Raw genomic sequence first — 23,639 nt, forward strand, 5'->3', positions numbered from 1 at the left:
ATGTTGCATATCTTCTGTCCTCACTGCGGCGAGTTGCGCTCCGAAGAGGAATTCCACGCATCCGGCCAGGCGCACATTCCGCGCCCACTGGATCCGAACACCTGCACCGACGAGGAGTGGGGCGACTACATGTTCTTCCGCGATAACCCTCGCGGTCTGCACCACGAGTTGTGGGATCACGTCGCCGGTTGCCGTCAGTATTTCAACGCGACCCGCGACACCGTGACCTACGAGATTCTCGAGACCTACAAGATCGGCGCCAAGCCGCAGTTCACCGACAAGACCGATAGCCCGAAAGCGGCCACGACGGCTCTGGGAGAGAAGGTATGAGCCAGATCAATCGCCTGTCCAACGGCGGACGGATCGACCGCAACAAAGTGCTGAGCTTCACCTTCAACGGTCAGGTCTACAAAGGCTTTGAAGGCGATTCGCTGGCCGCTGCCCTGCTGGCCAACGGTGTCGACATCATCGGTCGCAGCTTCAAGTACTCCCGTCCGCGCGGCATCTTCGCTGCCGGCGCTGAAGAGCCGAACGCCGTGCTGCAGATCGGCGCGACCGAAGCCACGCAGATCCCGAACGTACGTGCCACGCAACAAGCGCTGTATCAAGGCCTGGTCGCCACCAGCACCAACGGCTGGCCAAGCGTCAACAACGACATGATGGGGATTCTCGGCAAGGTCGGCGGCAAGCTGATGCCGCCGGGCTTCTACTACAAAACCTTCATGTACCCGCAATCGTTCTGGATGACTTACGAGAAGTACATCCGTAAGGCCGCCGGCCTTGGCCGCTCGCCGACCGAGAACGATCCGGATACCTACGACTACATGAACCAGCACTGCGACGTGCTGATCGTCGGCGGTGGCCCCGCAGGTCTGGCCGCTGCACTGGCGGCTGCGCGCAGCGGTGCTCGTGTCATCCTCGCCGATGAACAGGAAGAGTTCGGCGGCAGCCTGCTCGACTCCCGCGAAAGCCTCGACGGCAAGCCAGCGGCCGAGTGGGTCGCCAGCGTCATCGCCGAACTGAAAGACACCCCGGACGTGCTGCTGTTGCCGCGCGCCACCGTCAACGGTTACCACGACCATAACTTCCTGACCATTCACGAGCGCCTGACCGATCACCTCGGCGACCGTGCTCCGATTGGCCAGGTGCGTCAGCGCATCCACCGGGTTCGCGCCAAACGTGTGGTGCTGGCGACCGGCGCTCACGAGCGCCCACTGGTCTACGGCAACAACGACGTGCCGGGCAACATGCTGGCCGGCGCTGTCTCGACTTACGTTCGCCGTTACGGCGTGGCACCGGGCAAGAAACTGGTGCTGTCGACCAACAACGATCACGCCTACCGCGTTGCCCTGGATTGGCTCGATGCCAGCCTGCAAGTGGTGGCCATCGCCGACGCCCGCAGCAATCCGCGCGGTGCATTGGTTGAAGAAGCGCGCGCCAAAGGCATTCGCATCCTGACCGGCAGCGCCGTGATCGAGGCCCGTGGCAGCAAGCACGTGACCGCCGCTCGCGTTGCCGCGATCGATGTCAAAGCACACGCTGTGACCAGCCCTGGCGAGTGGCTTGATTGCGATTTGATCGCCAGCTCCGGTGGTTACAGCCCGGTGGTTCACTTGGCTTCTCACCTGGGTGGCAAACCGATCTGGCGTGAAGACATCCTCGGTTTCGTACCGGGCGAAGCACCGCAGAAACGCGTGTGCGTCGGTGGCATCAACGGCGTCTATGGCCTCGGCGATTCGTTGGCCGATGGTTTTGAAGGCGGCGCTCGCGCAGCCAGCGAAGCCGGTTTCAGTGTGGTCGAAGGCACGTTGCCGAAAGCCCTGAGCCGTCTCGAAGAGCCCACCCTGGCGCTGTTCCAGGTGCCGCACGAAAAAGGCACCTCACGCGGACCGAAGCAATTCGTCGACCTGCAAAACGACGTCACCGCCGCCGCCATCGAACTGGCGACCCGCGAAGGCTTCGAGTCGGTCGAGCACGTCAAACGCTACACCGCACTGGGCTTCGGCACTGACCAGGGCAAGCTCGGCAACGTCAACGGCCTGGCCATCGCCGCCCGTTCGCTGAACGTGACCATCCCGCAGATGGGCACCACCATGTTCCGCCCGAACTACACGCCGGTAACCTTCGGCGCCGTGGCCGGTCGTCACTGTGGGCACATCTTCGAACCTGTCCGTCACACCGCGCTGCATCACTGGCACGTGAAAAACGGCGCCGAGTTTGAAGACGTCGGTCAATGGAAGCGTCCTTGGTACTTCCCGAAAAACGGTGAAGACATTCACGCTGCGGTGAAACGCGAATGCAAAGCCGTGCGCGACAGCGTCGGCCTGCTGGACGCTTCGACCCTGGGCAAGATCGACATCCAGGGCCCGGACACCCGCGAGTTCCTGAACCGCATCTACACCAACGCCTGGACCAAGCTCGACGTGGGCAAGGCCCGTTACGGCCTGATGTGCAAAGAAGACGGCATGGTGTTTGACGACGGCGTGACCGCATGCCTGGCCGACAACCATTTCGTGATGACCACCACCACCGGCGGCGCTGCACGCGTGCTGCAATGGCTGGAAATCTACCACCAGACCGAATGGCCAGACCTGAAGGTGTACTTCACGTCCGTGACGGATCATTGGGCAACCATGACCCTGTCCGGTCCGAACAGCCGCAAGCTGCTCAGCGAAGTGACCGACGCCGATCTGAGCAACGAAGCCTTCCCGTTCATGACCTGGAAAGAAGCGTTGGTCGGCGGTGTGCCGGCGCGGATTTTCCGGATTTCGTTTACCGGTGAGCTGTCGTACGAAGTCAACGTGCAAGCCGACTATGCGATGGGCGTGCTCGAGAAAATCGTCGAAGCTGGCAAGCAGTACAACCTGACCCCGTATGGCACCGAAACCATGCACATCCTGCGGGCCGAGAAAGGCTTCATCATCGTCGGTCAGGACACCGACGGCTCGATGACCCCGGACGACCTGAACATGGGCTGGTGCGTCGGTCGCACCAAACCGTTCTCGTGGATTGGCCAGCGTGGCATGAACCGCGAAGACTGCGTGCGTGATCAACGCAAACAGCTGGTGGGCCTGAAGCCGATCGACCCGACCAAATGGCTGCCGGAAGGTGCGCAACTGGTGTTCAACACCAAGCAGACGATCCCGATGACGATGGTCGGTCACGTCACTTCAAGCTACCTGCACAACTCCCTGGGCTATTCGTTTGCCATGGGCGTGGTGAAGGGCGGTTTGAAGCGCATCGGTGAGCGCGTGTTCGCACCGCTGGCCGATGGCAGCGTGATCGAGGCGGAAATCGTTTCTTCGGTGTTCTTCGATCCAAAGGGTGATCGCCAGAACATCTAATGGCTTCGGGTCCTGTGGGGTGCCTGCCTCCGCCTTCGCGAGCAGGCTCGCTCCCACAGGAGATCGCGGTCAAATGTGGGAGCTAGCCTGCTGGCGATGACGGCAGTGCAGCCACCACAGGAACCAACAGAATTCAGGAAAGGTGCTTTATGACCGCAGCCAATGTGTACCAACAACGCCCAACCACCGGGGCCAAGGCCGAGTCGTCGCTGCATCATGCCGGCCTCGCCAGCCTGGTGGGCAAGGGCCGTAAAAGCGCCGGCGTGATCGTGCGTGAGAAAAAACTCCTCGGCCACCTGACCATTCGTGGTGATGGCCACGATGCGGCGTTCGCCGCTGGCGTGCACAAGGCCCTCGGGATCGAACTGCCGGCCGCGCTGACCGTCGTCGTCAAAGGCGAAACCAGCCTGCAATGGATGGGGCCGGATGAATGGCTGCTGATTGTGCCGACCGGTGAAGAATTCGCCGCCGAGCAAAAACTGCGTGAAGCGCTGGGCGACCTGCACATCGCGATCACCAACGTCAGCGGTGGCCAGCAGATCCTCGAACTGAGCGGCCCGAACGTGCGCCAGGTGCTGATGAAATCCACCAGCTACGACGTGCACCCCAACAGCTTCCCGGTGGGCAAGGCTGTCGGCACCGTGTTTGCCAAGTCGCAACTGGTGATCCGCCACACCGCCGAAGACACCTGGGAACTGCTGATCCGTCGCAGCTTCTCGGATTACTGGTGGTTGTGGTTGCAGGATGCAGCGGCGGAATACGGCCTGAGCGTCCAGGCCTGATCAGGAGGCGATCACCTGTGGGAGCGAGCCTGCTCGCGAAGGCGGTATCTCAGCGACATTGATGTCGACTGACACGCCCTCTTCGCGAGCAGGCTCGCTCCCACAGGAGAATGTTTTGTTCCCCGAACTCTCAGGAGTCACCGCACTATGAGCCGCGCCCCAGACACATGGATTCTGACCGCCGACTGCCCAAGCGTCCTCGGCACCGTGGACGCGGTGACCCGCTTTCTGTTCGAGCAGGGCTGCTACGTCACCGAGCACCATTCCTTCGATGATCGGCTCTCGGGCCGTTTCTTCATTCGCGTGGAATTCCGCCAGCCCGATGGCTTCGACGAGCAAGCCTTCCGCGCCGGACTGGAAGAGCGTGGCAAAGCCTTCGGCATGGTCTTCGAGCTGACACCGCCGAACTACCGGCCAAAAGTGGTGATCATGGTCTCCAAGGCCGATCACTGCCTCAACGATTTGCTCTACCGCCAACGCATTGGCCAATTGTCGATGGACGTGGCCGCCGTGGTGTCCAACCACCCGGACCTCAAACCGTTGGCCGACTGGCATCAGATTCCGTACTACCACTTCCCGCTGGACCCGAACGACAAGCCGTCGCAAGAGCGTCAGGTGTGGCAGGTGATCGAAGAGTCCGGCGCTGAACTGGTGATTCTTGCCCGCTACATGCAAGTCCTCTCGCCAGAGTTGTGCCGCAAACTCGACGGCAAGGCGATCAACATCCATCACTCGTTGCTGCCGGGTTTCAAGGGCGCCAAGCCTTATCACCAGGCCTACAACAAGGGCGTGAAACTGGTCGGCGCCACGGCGCACTACATCAACAACGACCTGGACGAAGGGCCGATCATCGCCCAGGGCGTGGAGGCGGTGGACCACAGTCATTACCCGGAAGACTTGATCGCCAAAGGTCGGGATATCGAAGGGCTGACCCTGGCGCGGGCCGTCGGGTATCACATTGAACGACGAGTGTTTCTCAACGCCAATCGCACGGTCGTTCTCTAGTTCGCTTTCGCGAGCAGGCTCGCTCCCACCGGTTTTGTGTTGGTCACAGACGTGTGTACACCCCCGATCAAATGTGGGAGCGAGCCTGCTCGCGAAGAGGCCCTATCAGGCAACACAAGACACACAGGCAACAACCAGAGCAATCAACGCGCCGCCGCTTCATGGCGACGCGACCGCTACATAAAAACAACAGCGAGGTGAAAGCATGTCTGGCAATCGTGGTGTGGTGTATCTCGGCAATGGCAAGGTCGAGGTGCAAAAAATCGACTATCCGAAAATGCAGGACCCGCGCGGCAGGAAGATTAACCACGCCGTCATCCTGCGTGTGGTTTCCACCAACATCTGTGGTTCCGACCAGCACATGGTGCGCGGCCGTACCACTGCTCAGACTGGCCTGGTGCTGGGCCATGAAATCACTGGCGAAGTGATCGAGAAGGGCAGCGACGTCGAAAACCTGCAGATCGGCGATCTGGTCTCCGTACCGTTCAACGTGGCTTGCGGGCGCTGCCGTTCCTGCAAGGAAATGCATACCGGTGTTTGCCTGAGCGTTAACCCGGCGCGTCCGGGCGGTGCTTACGGTTATGTCGACATGGGCGACTGGACCGGCGGCCAGGCTGAATACGCGATGGTGCCGTATGCCGACTTCAACCTGCTGAAACTGCCTGATCGTGATCGCGCGATGGAAAAAATCCGCGACCTGACCTGCCTCTCCGACATCCTGCCGACCGGTTACCACGGTGCAGTCACCGCCGGCGTTGGCCCAGGCAGCACCGTGTACATCGCTGGCGCCGGCCCTGTCGGTCTGGCCGCTGCAGCGTCCGCCCGCCTGCTGGGCGCGGCGGTGGTGATTGTTGGTGACGTCAACACCGTCCGCCTGGCACACGCCAAGGCCCAGGGTTTCGAAATCGCCGACCTGTCCCTGGACACCCCGCTGCATGAACAAATCGCTGCGCTGCTGGGCGAACCAGAAGTGGATTGCGCCGTCGACGCCGTAGGCTTCGAAGCGCGCGGCCACGGCCATGACGGTGTGAAACACGAGGCCCCGGCCACCGTGCTCAACTCGCTGATGGGCGTGGTGCGTGTGGCGGGTAAAATCGGTATCCCAGGCCTGTACGTGACCGAAGATCCAGGTGCCGTCGATGCTGCCGCAAAAATGGGCAGCCTCAGCATCCGCTTCGGCCTGGGCTGGGCCAAATCCCACAGCTTCCACACCGGCCAGACGCCCGTGATGAAGTACAACCGCCAGCTGATGCAGGCGATCATGTGGGACCGCATTCACATTGCCGACATCGTTGGCGTGGAAGTCATCAGCCTTGATGACGCGCCACGCGGTTATGGCGAGTTCGATGCGGGCGTGCCGAAGAAGTTTGTGATTGATCCGCATAAGTTGTTCAGCGCGGCGTAAGCGTTACGCAAGACGGGAGAAGGGCGACAGTGATGTCGCCCTTTTTTATGGCTGTCCGGTGACACCTAATTGCTCAAAGAGAATGAGCAGTCATTGTGGGGTTTAGAATAACAGCGATTCGATTCGTCCCAATTCGCAGGCGCCGCGGCTTTCCAGTTGACTACATTGTCTAGAAACAAGGCCAGATTTTGGTAGCGGCAACTCAACTGACTGACTTTCACTGGCCCGTTTTCGGTTTCGTCTTCAGTGATATACGCCGCATCTTCAAAAACCAGAGTCTTAACATCGACCGGTTGTCCCGGATCTTCTCCTTTCCAGATATGGCCGGATTTGTCCTTGGCTTCAAAGCCACTCTTTGTTTTGTAAATAGATGAGGGTTCAGGGCAAGTATCTGCGTAGGTATAGTTACTCACGGTCAGGATTGCTAAAACGCTGGCAATAATCTTTGTCTGCATGGTGTCTAACCCCCGTTTGTTTGTCCGTAATAAACACTCGCGTTGATACCTATTGCCAGCTAATTGCCGTAAGTGAAGAAAAACAATAGCTTCAGTTGGTATGTACGCACAAGAGAAGCAGGACTTACGGTCAAAGCCAAATAGATTTAATGAGGCTTTTTGTCGCTTACCACTATGATGTTCTTTGCGTACCACTGTCCGTTATCGCCTTGGACTAGGTCATACGTCACCTTATCGCCGACCTTTGGATGACGGTCGCCCGGGTTGATGCAAAAGATAATTGGCTGAGTCTCCAGTTCTATATGTTCCAAACTTTTCGATGGCGACGAAGTAGGTTCGTTAACGACTGTAGTATCGCACTTTTCTGTTTTTCGCCTCATCGCCGTGTCTCCGATAAGAATGGCCTGCCCTAACGACTAGGTGGAAGCAGGCCTGGTCGAGTCTTCAACGACTTTGGTCATTGTTTATTTATTCGGTGCGTACCTGCGCAGCCTGTTGACCTTTTTGCCCTTTTTCTGAAACGTAAGATACTGCTTGTCCCTCTTTCAAAGTTTTAAAGCCGTCTGATTCAATTGCTTTGAAGTGTACGAAAAGTTCCGCTCCTCCACTATCTGGAGTGATAAATCCAAAGCCCTTTTCATCGTTAAACCATTTAACTATACCTGTTTCTCTGCCAGCCATATTAATGCTTCCTACCAGATCGAAAACGAAGAGGTGCGAGCTGCTATTTAATAACTCACTCCCGATTGCTGTTGTTACAAACTCAGCTTAGTTTGTGCTGCGAAACGGTCGCAACTGTCAGATATGACAGATTTTTATACCGGTTTGATGTAGTCAGGTTGTTTCTTATAGCAGTCAATTAACTGGTCTATCTCATGCTATGCACTTCCAAAGGCAAAAAATGCCTGCGCCAGCAAGGAACAACACCCCCCAAACCCCGGTCAAATCGGCAGTTTTCCCGCCCACACACGGGTGGCTCTCACGGCGCAAGAGGATGTCTGGATGAAGATTTCACGCGGTTTAGCACTGGCTTCGCTGATGACCCTCGCGGCCAGCCCGGTCTTCGCCGGTTTCAGCCTGGACGATGTGACCAAAGCGGCTTCGAGCATGCAGGGGGGTAATGCTGCCGCAGCGGCTGCGCCAACGTCAGAAACGGCCGGATTGTTGAGCGCGCTCAGCGAATTGAACGTGACACCTCAACAGGCCGTCGGCGGGACTGGGGCGATGCTGGGGCTGGCGAAGAATCAGTTGAGCTCGACCGATTACTCGGAACTGGCCAAAAGCGTTCCGGGCATCGACAAGTTGTCCGGCGGCGGTGAGCTGGGTGCGCTGGCCGGCCTGCTTGGGTCTTCCGGCAAGGCGGCCGGTCTGGACAATGCCTTGGGTGCCGTGAAGAACACCAACGATCTGAACAACGCGTTTAGCGCGTTGGGCATGGACAGCGGCATGATCGGCCAGTTTGCCCCGGTGCTGTTGCAATACCTCGGTCAGCAGGGCGTTGGTGGCTCGTTGCTGGAAAGCCTGGGCGGGATCTGGGGCGCCGGCACCGGCAGTTGATTCAACGGCGCTCGGCGCGCAACGCGTCGATGCGTTGATCCTTCTCGATCCAGAGCTGGTTGACCCAGTTCTGGACCGTTTCGCGAAACACCGGATCGTTTTCGTAATCGCCTTGCCACAATGCCGGGTCGAGCTCTCGGGTCTTGATGTCAATGATGACCCTCGGCACGTTGCCGCTGAGCAAGTCCCAAAACCCCGGAATCTGCTGCTGCGGATACACCACCGTCACATCAAGCACGGCATCCAGCTGTTCGCCCATTGCCGCCAGCACAAACGCCACGCCGCCGGCCTTGGGCTTGAGCAGGTGAGTGAAGGGTGACTGCTGCTGAGTGCTTTTCGCTGCGGTGTATCGGGTGCCTTCCAGGTAATTGACCACGGTCACCGGCTGACGCTTGTACAACTCGCACGCCGCTTTGGTGATCTCCAGATCCTTGCCGGCCAGCTCAGGGTGCTTGGCCAGGAATGCCTTGGTGTAGCGCTTCATGAACGGATAATCCAGGGCCCACCACGCCAGCCCCAGGAATGGCACCCAGATCAGTTCCTTCTTGAGGAAGAACTTGAAGAATGGCGTGCGGCGGTTCAGGGCCTGGATCAACGCCGGGATATCGACCCAGGATTGATGGTTGCTGATCACCAGGTATGAGGTATCGACGCGCAGACCCTCGCCACCACGAATGTCCCACTGGGTCGGGATGCACCACTTGAAGATCAGCTTGTCGATCTCGGCCCAGGTCTCGGCGATCCACATCACCGCCCATGAGGCGTAGTCGCGATAGCGACCAGGCAAGACCAGTTTGAGCAGCGCAAACACCATCAGCGGCCCGATCAGGACCAGGGTGTTGAGCAACAGCAGCAGGGTAACGAAACAGCCGGTGAGCAGGCGGCGCATAAGTAACTCTTGAAAGCGTTTGGGCGCGTCATGATATTCAGCTTCGGGCCGCAGGCCAAATCGGCGGTGACGAATGTTTCACCTTTACATCGTTATGCTTGCCGCCTGATGAGATCACCTGTGGCGAGGGAGCTTGCTCCCGCCGGGCTGCGAAGCGGCCCCAAAAGCTAATGTGAAGCGGCGTGTCAGGAACACCGAGTTGAATGGATTTACGGCGGCTTCGCCGCCCAACGGGAGCAAGCTCCCTCGCCACAAAGCTAGGTGGCCGTCCAACTATCTTTGTTGTTTGCGGTCTAGAATTTGGCCACTGCGCCCCCATTCCCAAAGGATGCCCATTACGTGAAATCCCTCCTTGCACTGCTTTCTCTCGTGGCCCTGCCGGTCCTGGCCGCCGAGCCGACGCTGTACGGGCGTTACGAATACATTGCGCTGCCGGAAATCGGCGGCGAAGTCCTCAAGGCCAAAATGGACACCGGCGCCCTGACGGCCTCGCTGTCGGCCAAGGACATCGAAACCTTCACCCGCGACGGCGACGAGTGGGTCCGTTTCCGCCTCGCCACCAAAGACGCGAGCAACAAGGTCTACGAGCATAAGGTTGCGCGGATCAGCAAGATCAAGACCCGCTCCGAAGAGGATGACGATGACAAGGAAGCCGTCGAGCCGACCAAGCGCCCGGTAGTCGATCTGGAACTGTGCCTGGGCAACGTCAAGCGCACCGTCGAGGTCAACCTTACCGACCGCAGCAGCTTCAACTATCCGCTGTTGATCGGTGCCAAGGCCTTGCGTGAATTCGGTGCGGCGGTGAACCCGGCGCGGCGTTTCACAGCCGACAAACCCGACTGCTGATTGACGGAACGAGAGGCTTGGGGCACCGTTCGCCCACTTAACTGCCGGGCTCGGACGCCATGCCTCATATCCTGATTGTCGAAGACGAAGCGGCGATTGCCGACACCCTGATATTCGCGTTGCAGGGCGAGGGGTTCACCACGACCTGGTTGAGCCTCGGCGCGGCGGCGCTGGAGCATCAGCGCCAGACCCCGGCCGACCTGATCATTCTCGACATCGGCCTGCCAGACATCAGCGGCTTCGAGACCTGCAAGCAACTGCGGCGTTTCAGCGAAGTGCCGGTAATCTTCCTCAGCGCCCGTGACGCGGAAATCGACCGCGTCGTGGGCCTGGAAATCGGCGCCGACGACTACGTGGTCAAGCCGTTCAGCCCCCGGGAAGTCGCGGCGCGGGTCCGGGCGATTCTCAAGCGCATGGCGCCGCGACCGGTGGCCGAAGTCTCATCGGCGTTGTTTCGGGTCGACTGCCAACGCGTGCAGATCAGCTATCGCAATCAACCATTGAATCTCACCCGGCACGAATTCCGTCTGCTGCAATGCCTGCTGGAACAACCCGAACGCGTCTTCAGTCGCGAGCAATTGCTCGATGCGCTGGGCGTGGCCGCCGATGCCGGTTACGAGCGCAGCATCGACAGCCATATCAAAAGCGTGCGTGCCAAATTGCGTCTGGTGAAAGCTGACGCCGAACCGATCCAGACCCATCGCGGCCTCGGTTACAGCTACAGCCCGGGGCACAGCTGATGCCGTTGGGGATCCGGATTTTCCTGGTCTACGTGCTGTTTATCGGCCTGACCGGTTACTTCGTGCTCAACACCGTGATGGAAGAAATCCGCCCAGGGGTGCGCCAGTCCACGGAAGAAACCCTGGTCGACACCGCCAACCTGATGGCCGAGATCCTGCGCGACGATTTCAAGGCCGGCACCCTCAACCAGAACCGCTGGCCCGAGCTGCTCAGGGCCTATGGCGAACGGCAGCCGAAGGCAAGCATCTGGGGCTTGCCGAAGAACCAGGTCAACCACCGGATTTACGTCACCGACGCCAAAGGCCTCGTGGTGCTGGACTCCAGTGGCGCAGCGGTGGGGCAGGACTATTCACGATGGAACGACGTCTACCTGACGTTGCGCGGTGAATACGGCGCACGTTCCACCCGCAGCGATCCGAACGATGCGACCTCTTCGGTGATGCACGTCGGCGCGCCAATTCGCGACAACGGCCAGATCATCGGCGTGGTCACCGTGGCCAAGCCCAACAGTTCGTTGCAGCCTTACGTGGATCGCACCGAACGTCGATTGCTCGCTTATGGCGCCGGGTTGATCGGCCTGGGCCTGCTGTTCGGCGCGCTGTTGTCATGGTGGCTGAGCGCGGCGCTGCGGCGGTTGACCGCCTATGCCCAAGCGGTGAGTGAGGGCCGGCGCGTCGAGGTGCCGCATTATCGCGGCGGGGAGCTGGAACAACTGGCGACGGCGGTGGAACAGATGCGAACCCGGCTGGAAGGCAAAGCCTACGTCGAGCGTTATGTGCACACCCTGACCCATGAATTGAAAAGCCCATTGGCGGCGATTCGCGGTGCAGCTGAGTTGCTGCAAGGTGAAATGCCGTTGGCTCAGCAGCAGCGTTTCGTCAGCAACATCGACAGTGAAAGTGTGCGGATGCAGCAGTTGATTGAGCGGTTGCTGAACCTGGCCCAGGTCGAACAGCGTCAAGGGCTGGAAGAGCGGGTGGCGGTGCCGTTGGCGGGTTTGGTGGATGAGTTGCTCAACGCCCAGGCCGCGCGGATCGAAGGGAAAAAGTTGCGCGTGGAACAGAGTATCGCGCCGGATATGACCCTGCATGGCGAGCCGTTTCTGTTGCGGCAGGCGCTGGGGAATCTGCTGGAGAATGCTTTGGATTTCACCCCGCCTCAGGGGCTGCTGCGGTTCAGCGCCGAGAGGGTCGGCGAGCAGATCGAGTTCAGGTTGTTCAATCAGGCCGAGGCGATTCCCGACTATGCGTTACCGCGTTTGAGCGAGCGTTTCTACTCGCTGCCGCGCCCGGACAGTGGGCGCAAGAGCACCGGGTTGGGGCTTAACTTTGTGGAAGAAGTGGTGAAGCTGCATGGTGGGGCATTGAGCATCGGCAATGTCCAGGGTGGTGTTGAAGTCAGGTTGCGCCTGGCTTAGGACCGAGTCGCGGCCCATCGCGAGCAGGCTCACTCCTGCAGGGGGACCGCAGATCAACTGTGGGAGCGAGCCTGCTCGCGATGGGGCCGGCCCAGACTCCACACAATCTCCATATTCCCCTCATAAATCCCCCACACACCGATTCCAGACTCTCCCCATCCAAACAGGGAGAGTCCCATGAACCGCAGCCTGACCCTAAAACTCGGGGCAATCGCCCTTCTGATTCTGCTATTGCTGATTCCGTTGCTGATGATCAACGGCGTCATCCAGGACCGCCAGCAATTGCGCGACGGTGTGCTTGAAGACATTGCCCGCAGCTCCAGCTACAGCCAGCAACTGAACGGGCCGCTGATGGTGGTGCCGTATCGCAAAGTGGTGCGCACCTGGAAGCTCAACGAAAAAACCAACCAGCGTTATCAGGAAGTCGGTGAGGAGCGCGGTCGTCTGTATTTCCTCCCGGAACGCTTCGAACTCGATGGCCAGGTGCAGACCGAACTGCGCTCCCGAGGCATTTACGAGGCGCGACTGTTCCACGCCGACAACCGCATCAGCGGGCATTTCTCGGTCCCGGCGCAACTGGGCATCAAGGAAGATTTTGCCGATTACCAGTTCGACCAGCCGTTTCTGGCGGTCGGGATCAGCGACATTCGCGGCATCGAAAACGCCCTGAAACTCGAACTCAATGACCAGCGGCTGGACTTTGTTCCGGGGACCCAGGTGGGCTGGTTAGGCGAAGGTGTACACGTGACATTGCCAGCGCTGGATACCAGGCAAGCCACGGAATTGACCTTCGGTTTCGACCTGCGGCTGCAAGGCACCGGTCAGTTGCAGATCCTTCCTGTGGGCAAGACCAGCAAGGTGTCGCTGAGCGCCAACTGGCCGCACCCAAGCTTCATCGGCAACTACCTGCCGGCCCAGCGTGAAGTCACCGATCAGGGGTTTACCGCCAACTGGCAGACCTCGTTTTTCTCCACGAACCTGCAGGAAGCGCTGAGCAGTTGTGTGTCCGGCGGTGGGTGCGAGGCGTACAGCGGCCGCAGCTTTGGCGTGAGTTTCATTGATCCGGTGGACCAATACCTCAAGAGCGATCGGGCGATCAAATACGCACTGCTGTTCATCGTGCTGACCTTCGCCGGATTCTTCCTCTTCGAAGTGCTGAAAAGCCTGGCGGTGCACCCGGTGCAATATGCATTGGTGGGGGTTGCGCTGGCGTTCTTCTACCTGTTGCTGCTGTCGTTGTCGGAGCACATCGGCTTTGCCCTGGCCTATCTGTTGTCGGCCGGCGGCTGCGTGTTGCTGATCGGGTTCTATGTCTGCCATGTGCTGCGCAGCGTGCGTCACGGCTTGAGCTTTTCGGCGGGGTTGGCGGCGTTGTATGGCTTGCTCTACGGCTTGTTGAGTGCCGAGGATTACGCGCTGTTGATGGGCTCGTTGTTACTGTTCGGCTTGCTCGGCGTGTTCATGGTGTTGACCCGCAAGCTGGATTGGTACGGGATCGGGCAGAAGCCTGCCAAGCCGTTGGCGTTTGATCTGGGGGCGGTGGAATGAGCCGGTCGGTGGGGTTGCGCGAGGATCAGCGGGAGGGGGAAGAGTTAGCGAAGCAGATATTCGGTTTGTTTCCTGTTGACCCGATGTGGTGCCATCGTGAGCAGGCTCGGTCCCACAAGGGATCTGCAGTGAACACAAGGTTCGTGCATACCACCGATCAACTGTGGGAGCGAGCCTACTCGCGATGAGGCCGGAACCGTCAGCGAAGATTCAAACCTTCGGCATCGTCGCCACCATCGACGGCCGCTGGCTCACCTCGAAATACCAGGCCGCCAGCTGGGGATTCGCCTCGCGCCATTGCAGATCCGGATGGCGCAGGTCGAGGTAACCCAGCGCACACGCCACGCTGATCGCCGCCACATCGAAATGGCTGGTCAGCTCGGCAATCGCGTCCTTCTCCAACAGCGCCAGTGCGCGACGAATCTTGTCGCGCTGGCCATCGAGCCATTCGTCCCACTGTTTTTCGGGGGCGCGCAGGACCACTTCATAACGAACCACCACCGACGCGTCCATGATCCCGTCGGCCAGCGAGGCCAGGGTCAAACGGCGCCAGCGGGCCGAACCGTCGCGGGGGATCAGCGGGTTGCCGACGTGTTGATGATCGAGGTAATCGAGGATCACCCGGCTGTCATGGATGACGTTGCCGTCGGCCAGGCGCAGGGCCGGGATCTTGCCCAGCGGGTTGTCCTCGTTGAGCGCCTGATCCGGGCTTACCGGTGTGAGCACGCAGTCTTGCAGCGCCACGCGGTCGGTCTGACCGGTTTCGTGCAGCAGCACCATGACTTTGCGGACGAAGGGCGATAACGAATTGTGGAACAGGGTCATGCTGGGGGCGGACATGGCAGCGTCTCGGAGTTGGGCAGTGCTGGGCAGCATAGCGCGTTCAAGAGATTGCTCAAGATCGTGGGGGCGAGCCTGCTCGCGAAGAGGTCGTTTACATTCAGCACCCCTGTTGAATGTCAGGCCGCCATCGCGAGCAGGCTCGCTCCCACAAGGATCAGCGGCGTTGCAGCAGGCCGCGCAGGGCCAGGACGGCAGGGACGCCCAGGCCAAGCCAGCTCAAGGCATCCCACACGCCGTCGCCCAGCAACGCGGCGAACAACCCCGCGGCACTGAGCAGCGCGATCACGGTGGGCGTGGCGAAGACCTTCCAGAAGTTCGACTGTCGTGGCCTCATGCTTGAGCCTCCGCTTGCTCGAGCGCAGGTTTCGCCGCCTTGCGCCGCACTACCCACAGATAAACCCCGCTGCCCAGCACGACGATGGTCAGCCCATCCAGAGTCGCCCAGAGGATTTTCATCGGCATGCCACCGTAATCACCAAAGTGCAGGGGTTGCGACATGCCCATGGCGTCCATGTACCACGGTCGTTCCGCCACTGCCGTGACTTGCAGGGTGCTGGCGTCAATCAACACCGGGGTCAGCAGGTGCGAAGTCAGGTGGGTGCTGCCTTTCATGAACACGGCGTAATGGTGTTCGCTGGAAAACCGCGTGCCGGGGAAGGCGATGAAATCGGGTTGCATGCCCGGCGCGACTTCCTTGGCGATGTCGAGCAAACGGGTCGCGGGTGCCAATTGCGTCAGCGGTGGCGCTTCGCGGTAGGGTGCGATCATCGTGCTCAGTGCGTCGTTGCGCCAGGCGGCGATCAGCAGGTCGGCGCAGGCACTGATCACGCCGGTCACCCCGACCACCAGTGCCCAGGTCAGGGTGACCACGCCGATCAGGTTATGCAGGTCGAGCCAGCGCAGGCGAGTGGATTTGTCCTGGCGCACGCTGGCGAATTTCAAGCGGCGCATGAACGGCAGGTACAGCACCGTCCCGGAAATGATGGCCACGACAAACATCAGCCCCATGAACGCCAGCAACAACTTGCCCGGCAGACCGGCGAACATGTCCACGTGCAGGCGCAGCATCACCATCATGAAACCGCCGTTGGCCGACGGCATCTCCAGCGCATCGCCGGTGCGGGCGTCGAGCATGAAGGTGTGCGACGAATTGGGCTCGGTACCGGCGGTGGCCGCCATGATGGCGATCGCAGCGTTGGGCTCCTCTTCGTCGAAGCCGAAATACTGCATGACTTCGCCGGGGCGATGTTTTTCCGCCGCCTGCACCAACTGCTGCAAATTCAGCTGCGGGGTGTCCGCCGGCATTTGCTTCAACTCGGCGGCATCGCCCAGCAGGTGGTCGATCTCGTGGTGGAAGATCAACGGCAGGCCGGTCAGCGCCAGCATCAGCAGGAACACGGTGCAGATCAGGCTGGTCCAGGTGTGGATGAACGACCAGCGGCGAATTGTTTTACTTTTCATTTGATGGCCTTCAGAAATACCAAAGCCGTCCCCGAAGGACGGCTTGGTCTTGGAGCGTTCAGCTCAGGCATTTACCACTTGTAAGTTGCACTGGCGACGACACTGCGCTGGTCGCCGTAGTAGCAGTAGAAACTGTCACAGGTGGAGATGTAGTCCTTGTCCAGCAGGTTGGTCGCGTTCAGTGCCAGGGATGCGCCTTTCAGGCTGTTGTCCAGGCGGCCGAGGTCGTAATGGACCGCCGCGTCGAACACGGTGTAGGCGTCGGCCTTGCCCAGCCAGGTGTTGCCCTGATCGCCGTAGGTGTTGCCGGTGTAGCGAGCGCCGGCGCCAATGCCGAAGCCATCCAGCACGCCGGTGTGCCAGGTGTAATCGGCCCACAGCGAAGCCTGTTGATTAGGCATCAGTTGCAGTCGGTTGCCCTTGTAGTCGCCTTTCTGCACTTCGGATTTGGCCAAGGTGTAGGCCGCGATGATTTTCAGGTTTTCGGTGACGTCGGACACCGCTTCCAGCTCCAGGCCCCTGACCTTCACTTCGCCAGTCTGGCTGGTGATCGGTGTGGCGCCGACGGTGGTGGTGACCGAAACGTTTTTCTGGGTCAGGTCATACACCGCTGCGCTGAGCAGGGTGTTGCTGCCCGGTGGCTGGTACTTGATGCCCAATTCCCACTGCTTGCCTTCGGTCGGCTTGAACGATTCGGTGCTGGAGGCTGATGCGCCGGTGGTGGGTTGGAAGGATTCGGCGTAAGACAGATACGGCACAAAGCCGGAGTCAAACACATAGCTGATCGCCGCGTTGCCGCTGAAGGCTTTGTCGCGCTGGGTGTTGGTGGCATCGCCCTTGTTGAAAAACTCGGTGCTGGTGTGGACCCAATCCTCACGTCCGCCGACGGTCAGGCGCCATTGGTCGAGGGCCATTTGATCCTGCACGTACAGGCCGGTCTGGTAGGTCTTCTGGTTGTAGTCGTAGAACGCGGTGGAGCGCGGTGGACGAACGATGGGCTGGCCATAGATCGGGTTGTTGACGTTGGTGGTCAGCCCGTCGCCGAAAATCGAGGTGTAGTTGGTGTTGCTGCGCTGGTGGTCGAGACCCAGCAGCAGGGTGTGACGGACATCACCGGTGGCGAAGTCGGCCTGGAAATTGTTATCCACGGCGAACTGGCTGATGTCTTCATCGACGATGGTGCTGGTGCGCCCGACGTTGCCTTCGTTATCCACCTGGGTGAACGGATACGAGCCGACAGTGAGCCCCTGGAACGACAGATCGGATTTGGTGTAACGCAGGTTCTGCTTGAACTGCCAGACGTCGTTCAAGCGATGTTCGAACGCATAGCCCAGAGCGTAGTAGGTGCGGTCGTAGTATTCCCAGTCCGGGTCGCCGAGATTCTTATGATGGGAAACCTTGCCGAACGGCATGTCGATCTTGGTGCCCTGCACCGGCAGGAACTGGCTGGTGATGCCGGTATCGTCGCGGGTGAATTGCGTGAGCAGGGTGAAGCGGGTGTCTTCGTCGATGTTCCAGGTCAGGCTTGGCGCGATGTTGTAGCGCTTGTTGTCGACGTGGTCGATCTGCGTGCCGCTGTCGCGCACCACGCCGCTCAGGCTATAGAGGAACTGGCCTTCGTCATCAATTTTGCCGGTGCTGGCGAAGTTGATCTGGCGCTGGTTGTCGCTGCCGTATTGCAGCTGGATCTCGTGGCTGTCTTCAGCGCTTGGACGGCGGCTGACCATGTCCAGCAAGCCACCCGGCGGGGTCTGGCCGTAGACCGACGACGCCGGGCCGCGCAGCAGGGCGAGGCGATCGAGGTTCCAGGTTTCCTGTTTCGGGTTGGCGTAGGTGCCTTTCGGCAGAGGCAAGCCATCGAGGAACTGGGTCGGCTCAAAGCCCCGGACCCGCAGCCAGTCGGCACGGGTGTCGCTGCCGTAGCTGCTGGCGACGATGCCGGGCATGTAGCGCACGGCGTCATCGAGGTTCTGCACATTGCGATCTTCCATTTGCTGGCGAGTGGCGACCGATATCGAGCGCGGCGCTTCGACCAGCGCGGTGTCGGTCTTGCTGCCGGCGGCGGTGCGCGTGGCGACGTAGCCTTCCACCGGGCCCCAGGCGCTTTCAGTGTTTTGAACACCGATGACGGCGGTTTCCGGCAGGGCCAGCGTCCCCTCGGGGATGGCGGCCAGGCTGTAGGTGCCGGCGTTGCTTTGTTCCAGTTGCAGACCGGTGCCGCGCAAGGCTTCACGCAGGGCGCTGGCGGCGTCGTACTGGCCCTTGACCGGCGCTGAGGTCTTGCCCGCGGCCAGCGAAGGGTTCAACGACAGCGCGAGGCCCGCCTGGCTGGCGATCTGGTTCAGCGTGCTGGCCAATGGCGCGGCCGGCAGGTTGTAGGCGCGAACGCTGGACGCCTGTTCAGCGGCAATCAGCTGACTGCTGGCCAGCGGGGCGCAAAGGGCAATGGCGATGGCCAGCAAGCTGGGGCGCAACAAGGTGTCTAGCGAACGGGACATACAGCGGCTCCTGAATGGAAATATTTCTCAATTGCCTAGGTGCCGAATGAGAATCCCAAAGTGATAGGGCTGGATGAAAATAATTTCGATTCAGTAAGTGAGGGGCTGAGTCTAGATGTGTGCTGTTGTTGACGGCCTCTTCGCGGGCAAGCCTCGCTCCTACGGGTTTTGTGTCGACCTGTGGAGCGATGACATCCTGTAGGAGCGAGGCTTGCCCGCGAAGGCGGCCGATTAGACGCAACACCCCTCAGGGCTTGGCTTCGGCCTTCGCCACCGTCACCCACCACGGCGTGTGCTGTTCGATCTGCACGGGCAAGGTCGGCAGCAGCGCGCTCAGCGCCTTGTCGGTGTCGTGCAGGGGGAAGCTACCGGTGATCCGCAGGTCAGCCACCTCCGGCGCAACGCCCAAATGCCCCCGTCGATATCGACCGAGTTCGTGCACCAGGTCTTCCAGTCGTGTGTTGTCCACCACCAGCATGCCGCGGGTCCAGGCATCGGCGCCGAGGTTCAGCGCGACGATTGGGCCCAGGCCATTGCTGCGCATCAGCACTTGCTGGCCTTCACACAGGATCTGCTCTTCAGGGCTCGACTGCGGATGGGCGGCCACTGCGGACTGCAACACGCTCAGTCGCGTGCCGTCGTCCTCGCGCTTGACCAGGAACCGCGTACCCAGCGCGCGCAGGCTGCCTTCACGGGTTTCGACGATAAACGGTCGAGCGTCGCCATGACCGGTTTCGACGAGAATTTCCCCTTCCTGAAGGATGATCAGCCGCTGCTTCTCGTCAAAACGCACGTCCACCGCGCTGTGGGTGTTGAGGTTGATCAGCGTGCCGTCGCTCAGGCGCAGGGTGCGCTGCTCGCCGGTGGCGGTGCGCTGGTCGGCCAGCCAATAGTCGATGGGCAAATGACGATCACCGACGAACAGCGCCAAGCCGATTACTGCGACGACGCTGGCCAGGCCACTGCCGAGCTTGCGCACCCGTCGGCGAATGCTTTCGCGCGATTGCAATAACGCCGTGCGCGCCGGGCCGCTGGCGACGCTGAAACGCTGGTCGAGCATGCCCAGCTGGCGCCAGGCCCGCGCGTGTTCCTCGTGGGCGGCGTGCCATTTGGTGAACTCTTCGCGCTCCACCGGGCTGCCGGAATCCAGGGACAATTGCCAGGCAATCGCGGCGTCCAGCACTTGGGCTGATACCGGTTTGGAACTGGCCGGGCTCATACCGGCTCACCGTACAGCGCGATGTAGCACTGACGAATGCCTTGGGCCAGGTATTGGCGAACCCGAGGCACTGACACGCCCAGACGCTCGGCGATTTGCGCATGGCCGAGGCCGTCGAGGCGGTTATAGAGAAACGCCGCCCGGGCCTTGCTGGAAAGCTTGCCAAGCAGGCGGTCGATGTTTTTCAGGTCTTCGAGGATCAGCTGCTGTTCTTCCACCGACGGTTGTTCGCCTTCGGGGATCAGCATCAATTCGGTGAGGTAGGCCTGTTCCAGCGCTGCGCGACGGAAATAATCGAACAGCAAGCCCTTGGCGATCGCCACCAGAAACGCCCGTGGTTCACGAGGCTCCTTCAGCTCATCACGGCCGAGCAGGCGCATGAAGGTGTCCTGACTCAGGTCTTCGGCTCGTTGCGGGCAGGCCACATTGCGTCGCAGCCAGGCCAATAGCCACCCGCGATGGTCGCGATACAACGCACCAACGAGCTCACTTTGGGGGCTTTGGACTGACGACACGCAGCATCACCGATTGGGAAGTGTTAACTAACGAGAATTGTTCGCGATTGTGGCAGAGGCGGGGGAGGTAAGCAATTGGCCACTGGTCAGGTGGTTTTTGATGGGGAGTCTTCAGGTGGACCGCGTTGTCGTGCTTCGCGGGCAAGCCTCGCTCCTACAGGATGTCGTCGTTCCACAGATCGACACAATACCTGTAGGCGCGAGGCTTGCCCGCGAAGGCGTCAGAACAGGCGCCGCAGATTTAGAAGGACGGCGCCCGCTGCCGGCGTTTCCACTGACTCACCCGCTGCTGCAAATTCAACGGGCTATGAATCTGCTGCTGCCGCGCCCGGCTGAACAGAATCAACGCCAGCTCCGCGGTGGCCAACGCATCGGCGCTGGCGTTGTGGCGTTCGAAGACTTCCAGCTTGAACCAGTCGATCCAGTCATCGAGCCCGGCATCGCGAATGTGAGCCTGAGGACACAGCAACGGTGCGATGTCCGCCACATCCAGAAACGTATTCTGCAATTTGTAGCCCAGATGCTCTTTCAGCGAACGCCCCAGCATGTGTTGATCGAACGGCGCATGAAACGCCAGCACCGGGCTGTCTCTGACGAACTCCATAAATTCGACCAGTGCCTGAGCCGGATCGCTGCCAGCGGCAATCGCGCTAGGCCCCAGACCATGAATCAATACGCTGGGCCCTACCTTCATATCGGCGCATTGCAGCGTGCGTTCGAACTGCTGGCTGAAATCGATCGCTCCGTCTTCGATCACCACCGCGCCGATGGACAACACCCGGTCCTTGTTCAGGTTCAGCCCGGTGGTTTCCAGGTCGAGCACCACCCAGCGCTGCTCGCGCAGACTGCATTCACTCAGATCGGCCGCCGAGGGTAAGCGTTGCAGACGTAGCTGGAGTTCAGCGGTCAGGCTTGGGCCTGCCGGACGCAGCCATGAAAACAGGCTCATAGCTGATACCGCAGGGCCAGGCTGCTTTGCAGGCGTTGAGCCTGGCGCAGGGATTCACGCAGGATCCGTCGGTCCAGATGATTGAGGCTGTCAGGATCGACCCGGTTGGAGTAGGGCAAGTTCTCCCGAGTCTGTAGCTGATGTTGCTGCATGCGGGTTTGCTGGATGAAGTGGTAGGCCTCTTCATACGCAGCGCCGTCGAGCCGTTCGATGACCTCTTTGGCCACCAGTTCGCGAAAGCGCTCCAAAGTGTTGTTGGACTCGATGCCATGGGCCAGGGCCAGCAATCGGGCGCCATCGACGAAAGGCGTCAGCCCCTGGACCTTCAGATCCAGCGTGGCTTTCTCGCCATTCTTGCGCGCCAGCACGAACTCACGGAAACGCCCGACCGGAGGGCGGTTGCGCAAGGCGTTCTCGGCCATCATCCGCTGGAACAACCGGTTGTCATTCACCTGATCGAGAATCCCCCGACGCAGCTGCTCGCAACCTTGTTCGTCGCCCCAGACCACCCGCAGGTCGAAATAGATGCTCGAACCCAGCAGGTTCTCCGGCGTCGCCTCACGAATAAACGCCGCAAAACGCCGCGCCCATTCGGCCCGGGACAAACACAGTTCAGGGTTGCCGGCCATGATGTTGCCCTTGCACAGCGTGAAGCCGCAGAGTGCCAGGCTCTGGTTGATCTGCTGGGCAATCGGCAGCAATTTGCCGCGAATTTCGGCGGCATGCGCCGCGTCCCGGGCTTCGAACAGAATGCCGTTGTCCTGATCGGTGTGCAGCGTCTGTTCGCGGCGACCTTCGCTGCCGAAGCACAGCCAACTGAATGGAATCCCAGGGTCGCCTTTTTCGGCGAGGGTCAGTTCGATCACCCGGCACACGGTGTGATCGTTGAGCAAGGTGATGATGTGGGTGATCTGGGTCGAGGAGGCACCGTGCGCCAGCATGCGTTCGACCAGTTGGCCGATCTCGCCGCGCAGCGCCACCAGGTTTTCCACTTTCTGGGCGCTGCGAATAGTCCGCGCCAAATGGACGAGGTCCACCCGTTGCAGGGAAAACAGGTCGCGCTCGGACACCACGCCGCACAGACGATGGTCCTTCACCAGGCAGACGTGGGCGATGTGCCGTTCGGTCATGGCGATCGCCGCATCGAAGGCGCTGTGGTCCGGCGACAGGAAAAACGGCGCCAGGGTCATGTGGCGTTCGATCGCTTCGTTGAAGTCGTCAGTGCCGTCGGCCACCACATGGCGCAGGTCGCGCAGGGTAAAAATGCCCAGCGGGGCTTTGCGCTCGTCGACAATCACGATGCTGCCGACCTGTTGCTCATGCATCAGGGTCACGGCTTCACGCAATGGCGTGGCGGGGCTGCAAGTCACCGGATGGCGCATGGCCAATTCGCCCAGTCGCGTGTTCAGCGAATATTGAGTACCGAGGGTTTCCACGGCTTTTTGCTGGACTTGCTGATTGACCTGATCCAGCAGGCTGCTGACACCGCGCAGGGCGAAGTCGCGAAACGTGGTGGAAAGGGCGAACAACTTGATGAACGCCAGCTTGTTGAGCTGAAGGCAAAAGGTGTCTTCGGCCGCCAGGTGTTCGGTGCGGGTCGCCCGTTCGCCCAGCAGCGCGGCGAGGGGGAAACACTCGCCGGTGGTGATTTCGAAGGTGGTTTCGGTGCCGCCCTTGGCCGTATGCGGGCGCTCACCCACAACCCGTCCTTGTTTGACGATGTAGAAATGCTCGACCGGCCCGTCGGCCGGTTTGATGATGCTTTCGCCGGGCGCATAAAAACGCAGCTGACATTGTTCAACCAGGTACGCCAGGTGCGCGTGTTCCATTTGATTGAAGGGCGGGAATCGCTGAAGGAATTGCAAAGTGCCCTGAATGTTCTGCAACACCGCGGTTTTCCCTGCCTGTGTAAAGGCGTCCTCTCTACTCATAACCATTACCGCAGTCTTTTTTGAATTGTTGTCGGATGACTACCCCCATGGTCGGCTCGTACATGCAGGGTGCCCATTGGACGTAAGTCTAGGTCGGGGCGTGCAGGCTTCGGAAGTTAGGAAATGTCTGACGCAAATGCAGGAAAAACCTCCTACATTGGCTATAGGAAAAGTTTCCGACGAAGTGCACATTGAAGGTCTACTTAGCGATGTCTGACGAAAGTGCTAGGGGAT

21 protein-coding genes are annotated in these 23,639 nt (G+C 60.3%); 10 read left to right on the forward strand and 11 right to left on the reverse strand.

Annotated elements, in window-relative coordinates; all coding sequences use genetic code 11:
* The 5 genes from FHL16_RS01790 to fdhA all read left to right on the forward strand — a co-directional run bounded on the left by FHL16_RS01790 (position 1) and on the right by fdhA (position 6,536).
* A complete protein-coding gene (locus tag FHL16_RS01790) occupies positions 1-330 on the forward strand; it encodes a sarcosine oxidase subunit delta (RefSeq protein ID WP_010467039.1) in 330 nt (109 codons plus the stop codon).
* Complete coding sequence (locus FHL16_RS01795) at positions 327-3,344, forward strand: sarcosine oxidase subunit alpha (RefSeq protein WP_077747275.1); 3,018 nt, start codon at positions 327-329, stop codon at positions 3,342-3,344. Before FHL16_RS01790 ends, FHL16_RS01795 begins: the two co-directional genes overlap by 4 nt.
* Before the next feature lie 149 nt (positions 3,345-3,493).
* On the forward strand, positions 3,494-4,126 hold the full coding sequence (locus FHL16_RS01800) for a sarcosine oxidase subunit gamma (RefSeq protein ID WP_077747276.1): 633 nt from the start codon (positions 3,494-3,496) through the stop codon (positions 4,124-4,126).
* Between the two features lie 147 nt (positions 4,127-4,273).
* Complete coding sequence (gene purU, locus FHL16_RS01805) at positions 4,274-5,131, forward strand: formyltetrahydrofolate deformylase (RefSeq protein ID WP_010467046.1); 858 nt, start codon at positions 4,274-4,276, stop codon at positions 5,129-5,131.
* A gap of 205 nt (positions 5,132-5,336) precedes the next feature.
* Complete coding sequence (gene fdhA / locus FHL16_RS01810) at positions 5,337-6,536, forward strand: formaldehyde dehydrogenase, glutathione-independent (protein WP_077747277.1); 1,200 nt, start codon at positions 5,337-5,339, stop codon at positions 6,534-6,536.
* 65 nt (positions 6,537-6,601) lie between these two features.
* Here the strand turns inward: fdhA and FHL16_RS01815 are convergent, their stop codons facing one another.
* Both FHL16_RS01815 and FHL16_RS01825 read right to left on the reverse strand, forming a co-directional pair.
* Positions 6,602-6,991 (reverse strand): DUF3757 domain-containing protein, encoded by a 390-nt coding sequence (locus tag FHL16_RS01815; RefSeq protein WP_077747278.1) that lies wholly within the window; start codon positions 6,989-6,991, stop codon positions 6,602-6,604.
* Between the two features lie 468 nt (positions 6,992-7,459).
* Positions 7,460-7,672, reverse strand: a complete 213-nt coding sequence (locus FHL16_RS01825) for a cold-shock protein (protein ID WP_010467055.1) — start codon at positions 7,670-7,672, stop codon at positions 7,460-7,462.
* A 321-nt stretch (positions 7,673-7,993) separates the two neighbouring features.
* Between FHL16_RS01825 and FHL16_RS01830 the strand changes: the two genes are divergently transcribed.
* Positions 7,994-8,548, forward strand: coding sequence for a DUF2780 domain-containing protein (locus FHL16_RS01830; protein ID WP_077747279.1), 555 nt, complete (start codon positions 7,994-7,996; stop codon positions 8,546-8,548).
* Position 8,549: 1 nt separating this feature from the next.
* Here FHL16_RS01830 and FHL16_RS01835 read toward each other — a convergent pair whose 3' ends face one another.
* Positions 8,550-9,437, reverse strand: a complete 888-nt coding sequence (locus FHL16_RS01835; protein WP_077747280.1) for an acyltransferase — start codon at positions 9,435-9,437, stop codon at positions 8,550-8,552.
* Between the two features lie 339 nt (positions 9,438-9,776).
* Between FHL16_RS01835 and rloA2 the strand changes: the two genes are divergently transcribed.
* From rloA2 to creD, 4 genes are all read left to right on the forward strand, one after another.
* Positions 9,777-10,283 (forward strand): retropepsin-like aspartic peptidase RloA2, encoded by a 507-nt coding sequence (rloA2, locus tag FHL16_RS01845; protein ID WP_010467060.1) that lies wholly within the window; start codon positions 9,777-9,779, stop codon positions 10,281-10,283.
* 59 nt (positions 10,284-10,342) lie between these two features.
* A complete protein-coding gene (creB, locus tag FHL16_RS01850) occupies positions 10,343-11,023 on the forward strand; it encodes a two-component system response regulator CreB (protein ID WP_077747281.1) in 681 nt (226 codons plus the stop codon).
* Positions 11,023-12,441, forward strand: coding sequence for a two-component system sensor histidine kinase CreC (gene creC, locus FHL16_RS01855; RefSeq protein WP_077747282.1), 1,419 nt, complete (start codon positions 11,023-11,025; stop codon positions 12,439-12,441). Before creB ends, creC begins: the two co-directional genes overlap by 1 nt.
* A 177-nt stretch (positions 12,442-12,618) precedes the next feature.
* Positions 12,619-13,989 (forward strand): cell envelope integrity protein CreD, encoded by a 1,371-nt coding sequence (gene creD, locus FHL16_RS01860; RefSeq protein WP_077747283.1) that lies wholly within the window; start codon positions 12,619-12,621, stop codon positions 13,987-13,989.
* A gap of 210 nt (positions 13,990-14,199) precedes the next feature.
* Here creD and FHL16_RS01870 read toward each other — a convergent pair whose 3' ends face one another.
* The 8 genes from FHL16_RS01870 to FHL16_RS01905 all read right to left on the reverse strand — a co-directional run bounded on the left by FHL16_RS01870 (position 14,200) and on the right by FHL16_RS01905 (position 23,411).
* The gene (locus tag FHL16_RS01870) at positions 14,200-14,829 is read right to left on the reverse strand and encodes a glutathione S-transferase (RefSeq protein ID WP_077747449.1); all 630 of its coding nucleotides are present in this window, start codon (positions 14,827-14,829) and stop codon (positions 14,200-14,202) included.
* A gap of 157 nt (positions 14,830-14,986) precedes the next feature.
* Positions 14,987-15,166, reverse strand: coding sequence for a hypothetical protein (locus FHL16_RS01875; RefSeq protein WP_010467072.1), 180 nt, complete (start codon positions 15,164-15,166; stop codon positions 14,987-14,989).
* Entirely contained in the window at positions 15,163-16,293 is a 1,131-nt protein-coding gene (locus FHL16_RS01880) for a PepSY-associated TM helix domain-containing protein (RefSeq protein WP_077747285.1), read from the reverse strand. Before FHL16_RS01880 ends, FHL16_RS01875 begins: the two co-directional genes overlap by 4 nt.
* A gap of 71 nt (positions 16,294-16,364) precedes the next feature.
* Entirely contained in the window at positions 16,365-18,791 is a 2,427-nt protein-coding gene (locus tag FHL16_RS01885; protein ID WP_077747286.1) for a TonB-dependent siderophore receptor, read from the reverse strand.
* Between the two features lie 247 nt (positions 18,792-19,038).
* The gene (locus FHL16_RS01890; protein ID WP_077747287.1) at positions 19,039-20,010 is read right to left on the reverse strand and encodes a FecR domain-containing protein; all 972 of its coding nucleotides are present in this window, start codon (positions 20,008-20,010) and stop codon (positions 19,039-19,041) included.
* Positions 20,007-20,525, reverse strand: coding sequence for an RNA polymerase sigma factor (locus tag FHL16_RS01895; protein WP_010467082.1), 519 nt, complete (start codon positions 20,523-20,525; stop codon positions 20,007-20,009). Before FHL16_RS01895 ends, FHL16_RS01890 begins: the two co-directional genes overlap by 4 nt.
* Positions 20,526-20,766: 241 nt before the next feature.
* Positions 20,767-21,474, reverse strand: coding sequence for a 3'-5' exonuclease (locus tag FHL16_RS01900; protein WP_010467084.1), 708 nt, complete (start codon positions 21,472-21,474; stop codon positions 20,767-20,769).
* Positions 21,471-23,411, reverse strand: a complete 1,941-nt coding sequence (locus FHL16_RS01905) for a putative nucleotidyltransferase substrate binding domain-containing protein (RefSeq protein ID WP_077747288.1) — start codon at positions 23,409-23,411, stop codon at positions 21,471-21,473. Before FHL16_RS01905 ends, FHL16_RS01900 begins: the two co-directional genes overlap by 4 nt.
* Positions 23,412-23,639 lie beyond the last annotated feature (228 nt).

Origin of the sequence: Pseudomonas sp. FSL W5-0299 (genome assembly GCF_005930655.1) — a bacterium.
Lineage (GTDB): Bacteria > Pseudomonadota > Gammaproteobacteria > Pseudomonadales > Pseudomonadaceae > Aquipseudomonas > Aquipseudomonas mandelii.

What these genes read in the sequence shown, in the direction of transcription:
- FHL16_RS01790 (WP_010467039.1), top strand. Translation starts at nt 1, where the DNA reads ATGTTGCATATCTTCTGTCCTCACTGCGGCGAGTTGCGCTCCGAAGAG.
- FHL16_RS01795 (WP_077747275.1), top strand. Translation starts at nt 327, where the DNA reads ATGAGCCAGATCAATCGCCTGTCCAACGGCGGACGGATCGACCGCAAC.
- FHL16_RS01800 (WP_077747276.1), top strand. Translation starts at nt 3,494, where the DNA reads ATGACCGCAGCCAATGTGTACCAACAACGCCCAACCACCGGGGCCAAG.
- purU (WP_010467046.1), top strand. Translation starts at nt 4,274, where the DNA reads ATGAGCCGCGCCCCAGACACATGGATTCTGACCGCCGACTGCCCAAGC.
- fdhA (WP_077747277.1), top strand. Translation starts at nt 5,337, where the DNA reads ATGTCTGGCAATCGTGGTGTGGTGTATCTCGGCAATGGCAAGGTCGAG.
- FHL16_RS01815 (WP_077747278.1), bottom strand. Translation starts at nt 6,991, where the DNA reads ATGCAGACAAAGATTATTGCCAGCGTTTTAGCAATCCTGACCGTGAGT.
- FHL16_RS01825 (WP_010467055.1), bottom strand. Translation starts at nt 7,672, where the DNA reads ATGGCTGGCAGAGAAACAGGTATAGTTAAATGGTTTAACGATGAAAAG.
- FHL16_RS01830 (WP_077747279.1), top strand. Translation starts at nt 7,994, where the DNA reads ATGAAGATTTCACGCGGTTTAGCACTGGCTTCGCTGATGACCCTCGCG.
- FHL16_RS01835 (WP_077747280.1), bottom strand. Translation starts at nt 9,437, where the DNA reads ATGCGCCGCCTGCTCACCGGCTGTTTCGTTACCCTGCTGCTGTTGCTC.
- creB (WP_077747281.1), top strand. Translation starts at nt 10,343, where the DNA reads ATGCCTCATATCCTGATTGTCGAAGACGAAGCGGCGATTGCCGACACC.
- creC (WP_077747282.1), top strand. Translation starts at nt 11,023, where the DNA reads ATGCCGTTGGGGATCCGGATTTTCCTGGTCTACGTGCTGTTTATCGGC.
- creD (WP_077747283.1), top strand. Translation starts at nt 12,619, where the DNA reads ATGAACCGCAGCCTGACCCTAAAACTCGGGGCAATCGCCCTTCTGATT.
- FHL16_RS01870 (WP_077747449.1), bottom strand. Translation starts at nt 14,829, where the DNA reads ATGTCCGCCCCCAGCATGACCCTGTTCCACAATTCGTTATCGCCCTTC.
- FHL16_RS01875 (WP_010467072.1), bottom strand. Translation starts at nt 15,166, where the DNA reads ATGAGGCCACGACAGTCGAACTTCTGGAAGGTCTTCGCCACGCCCACC.
- FHL16_RS01880 (WP_077747285.1), bottom strand. Translation starts at nt 16,293, where the DNA reads ATGAAAAGTAAAACAATTCGCCGCTGGTCGTTCATCCACACCTGGACC.
- FHL16_RS01885 (WP_077747286.1), bottom strand. Translation starts at nt 18,791, where the DNA reads ATGTCCCGTTCGCTAGACACCTTGTTGCGCCCCAGCTTGCTGGCCATC.
- FHL16_RS01890 (WP_077747287.1), bottom strand. Translation starts at nt 20,010, where the DNA reads ATGAGCCCGGCCAGTTCCAAACCGGTATCAGCCCAAGTGCTGGACGCC.
- FHL16_RS01900 (WP_010467084.1), bottom strand. Translation starts at nt 21,474, where the DNA reads ATGAGCCTGTTTTCATGGCTGCGTCCGGCAGGCCCAAGCCTGACCGCT.
- FHL16_RS01905 (WP_077747288.1), bottom strand. Translation starts at nt 23,411, where the DNA reads ATGGTTATGAGTAGAGAGGACGCCTTTACACAGGCAGGGAAAACCGCG.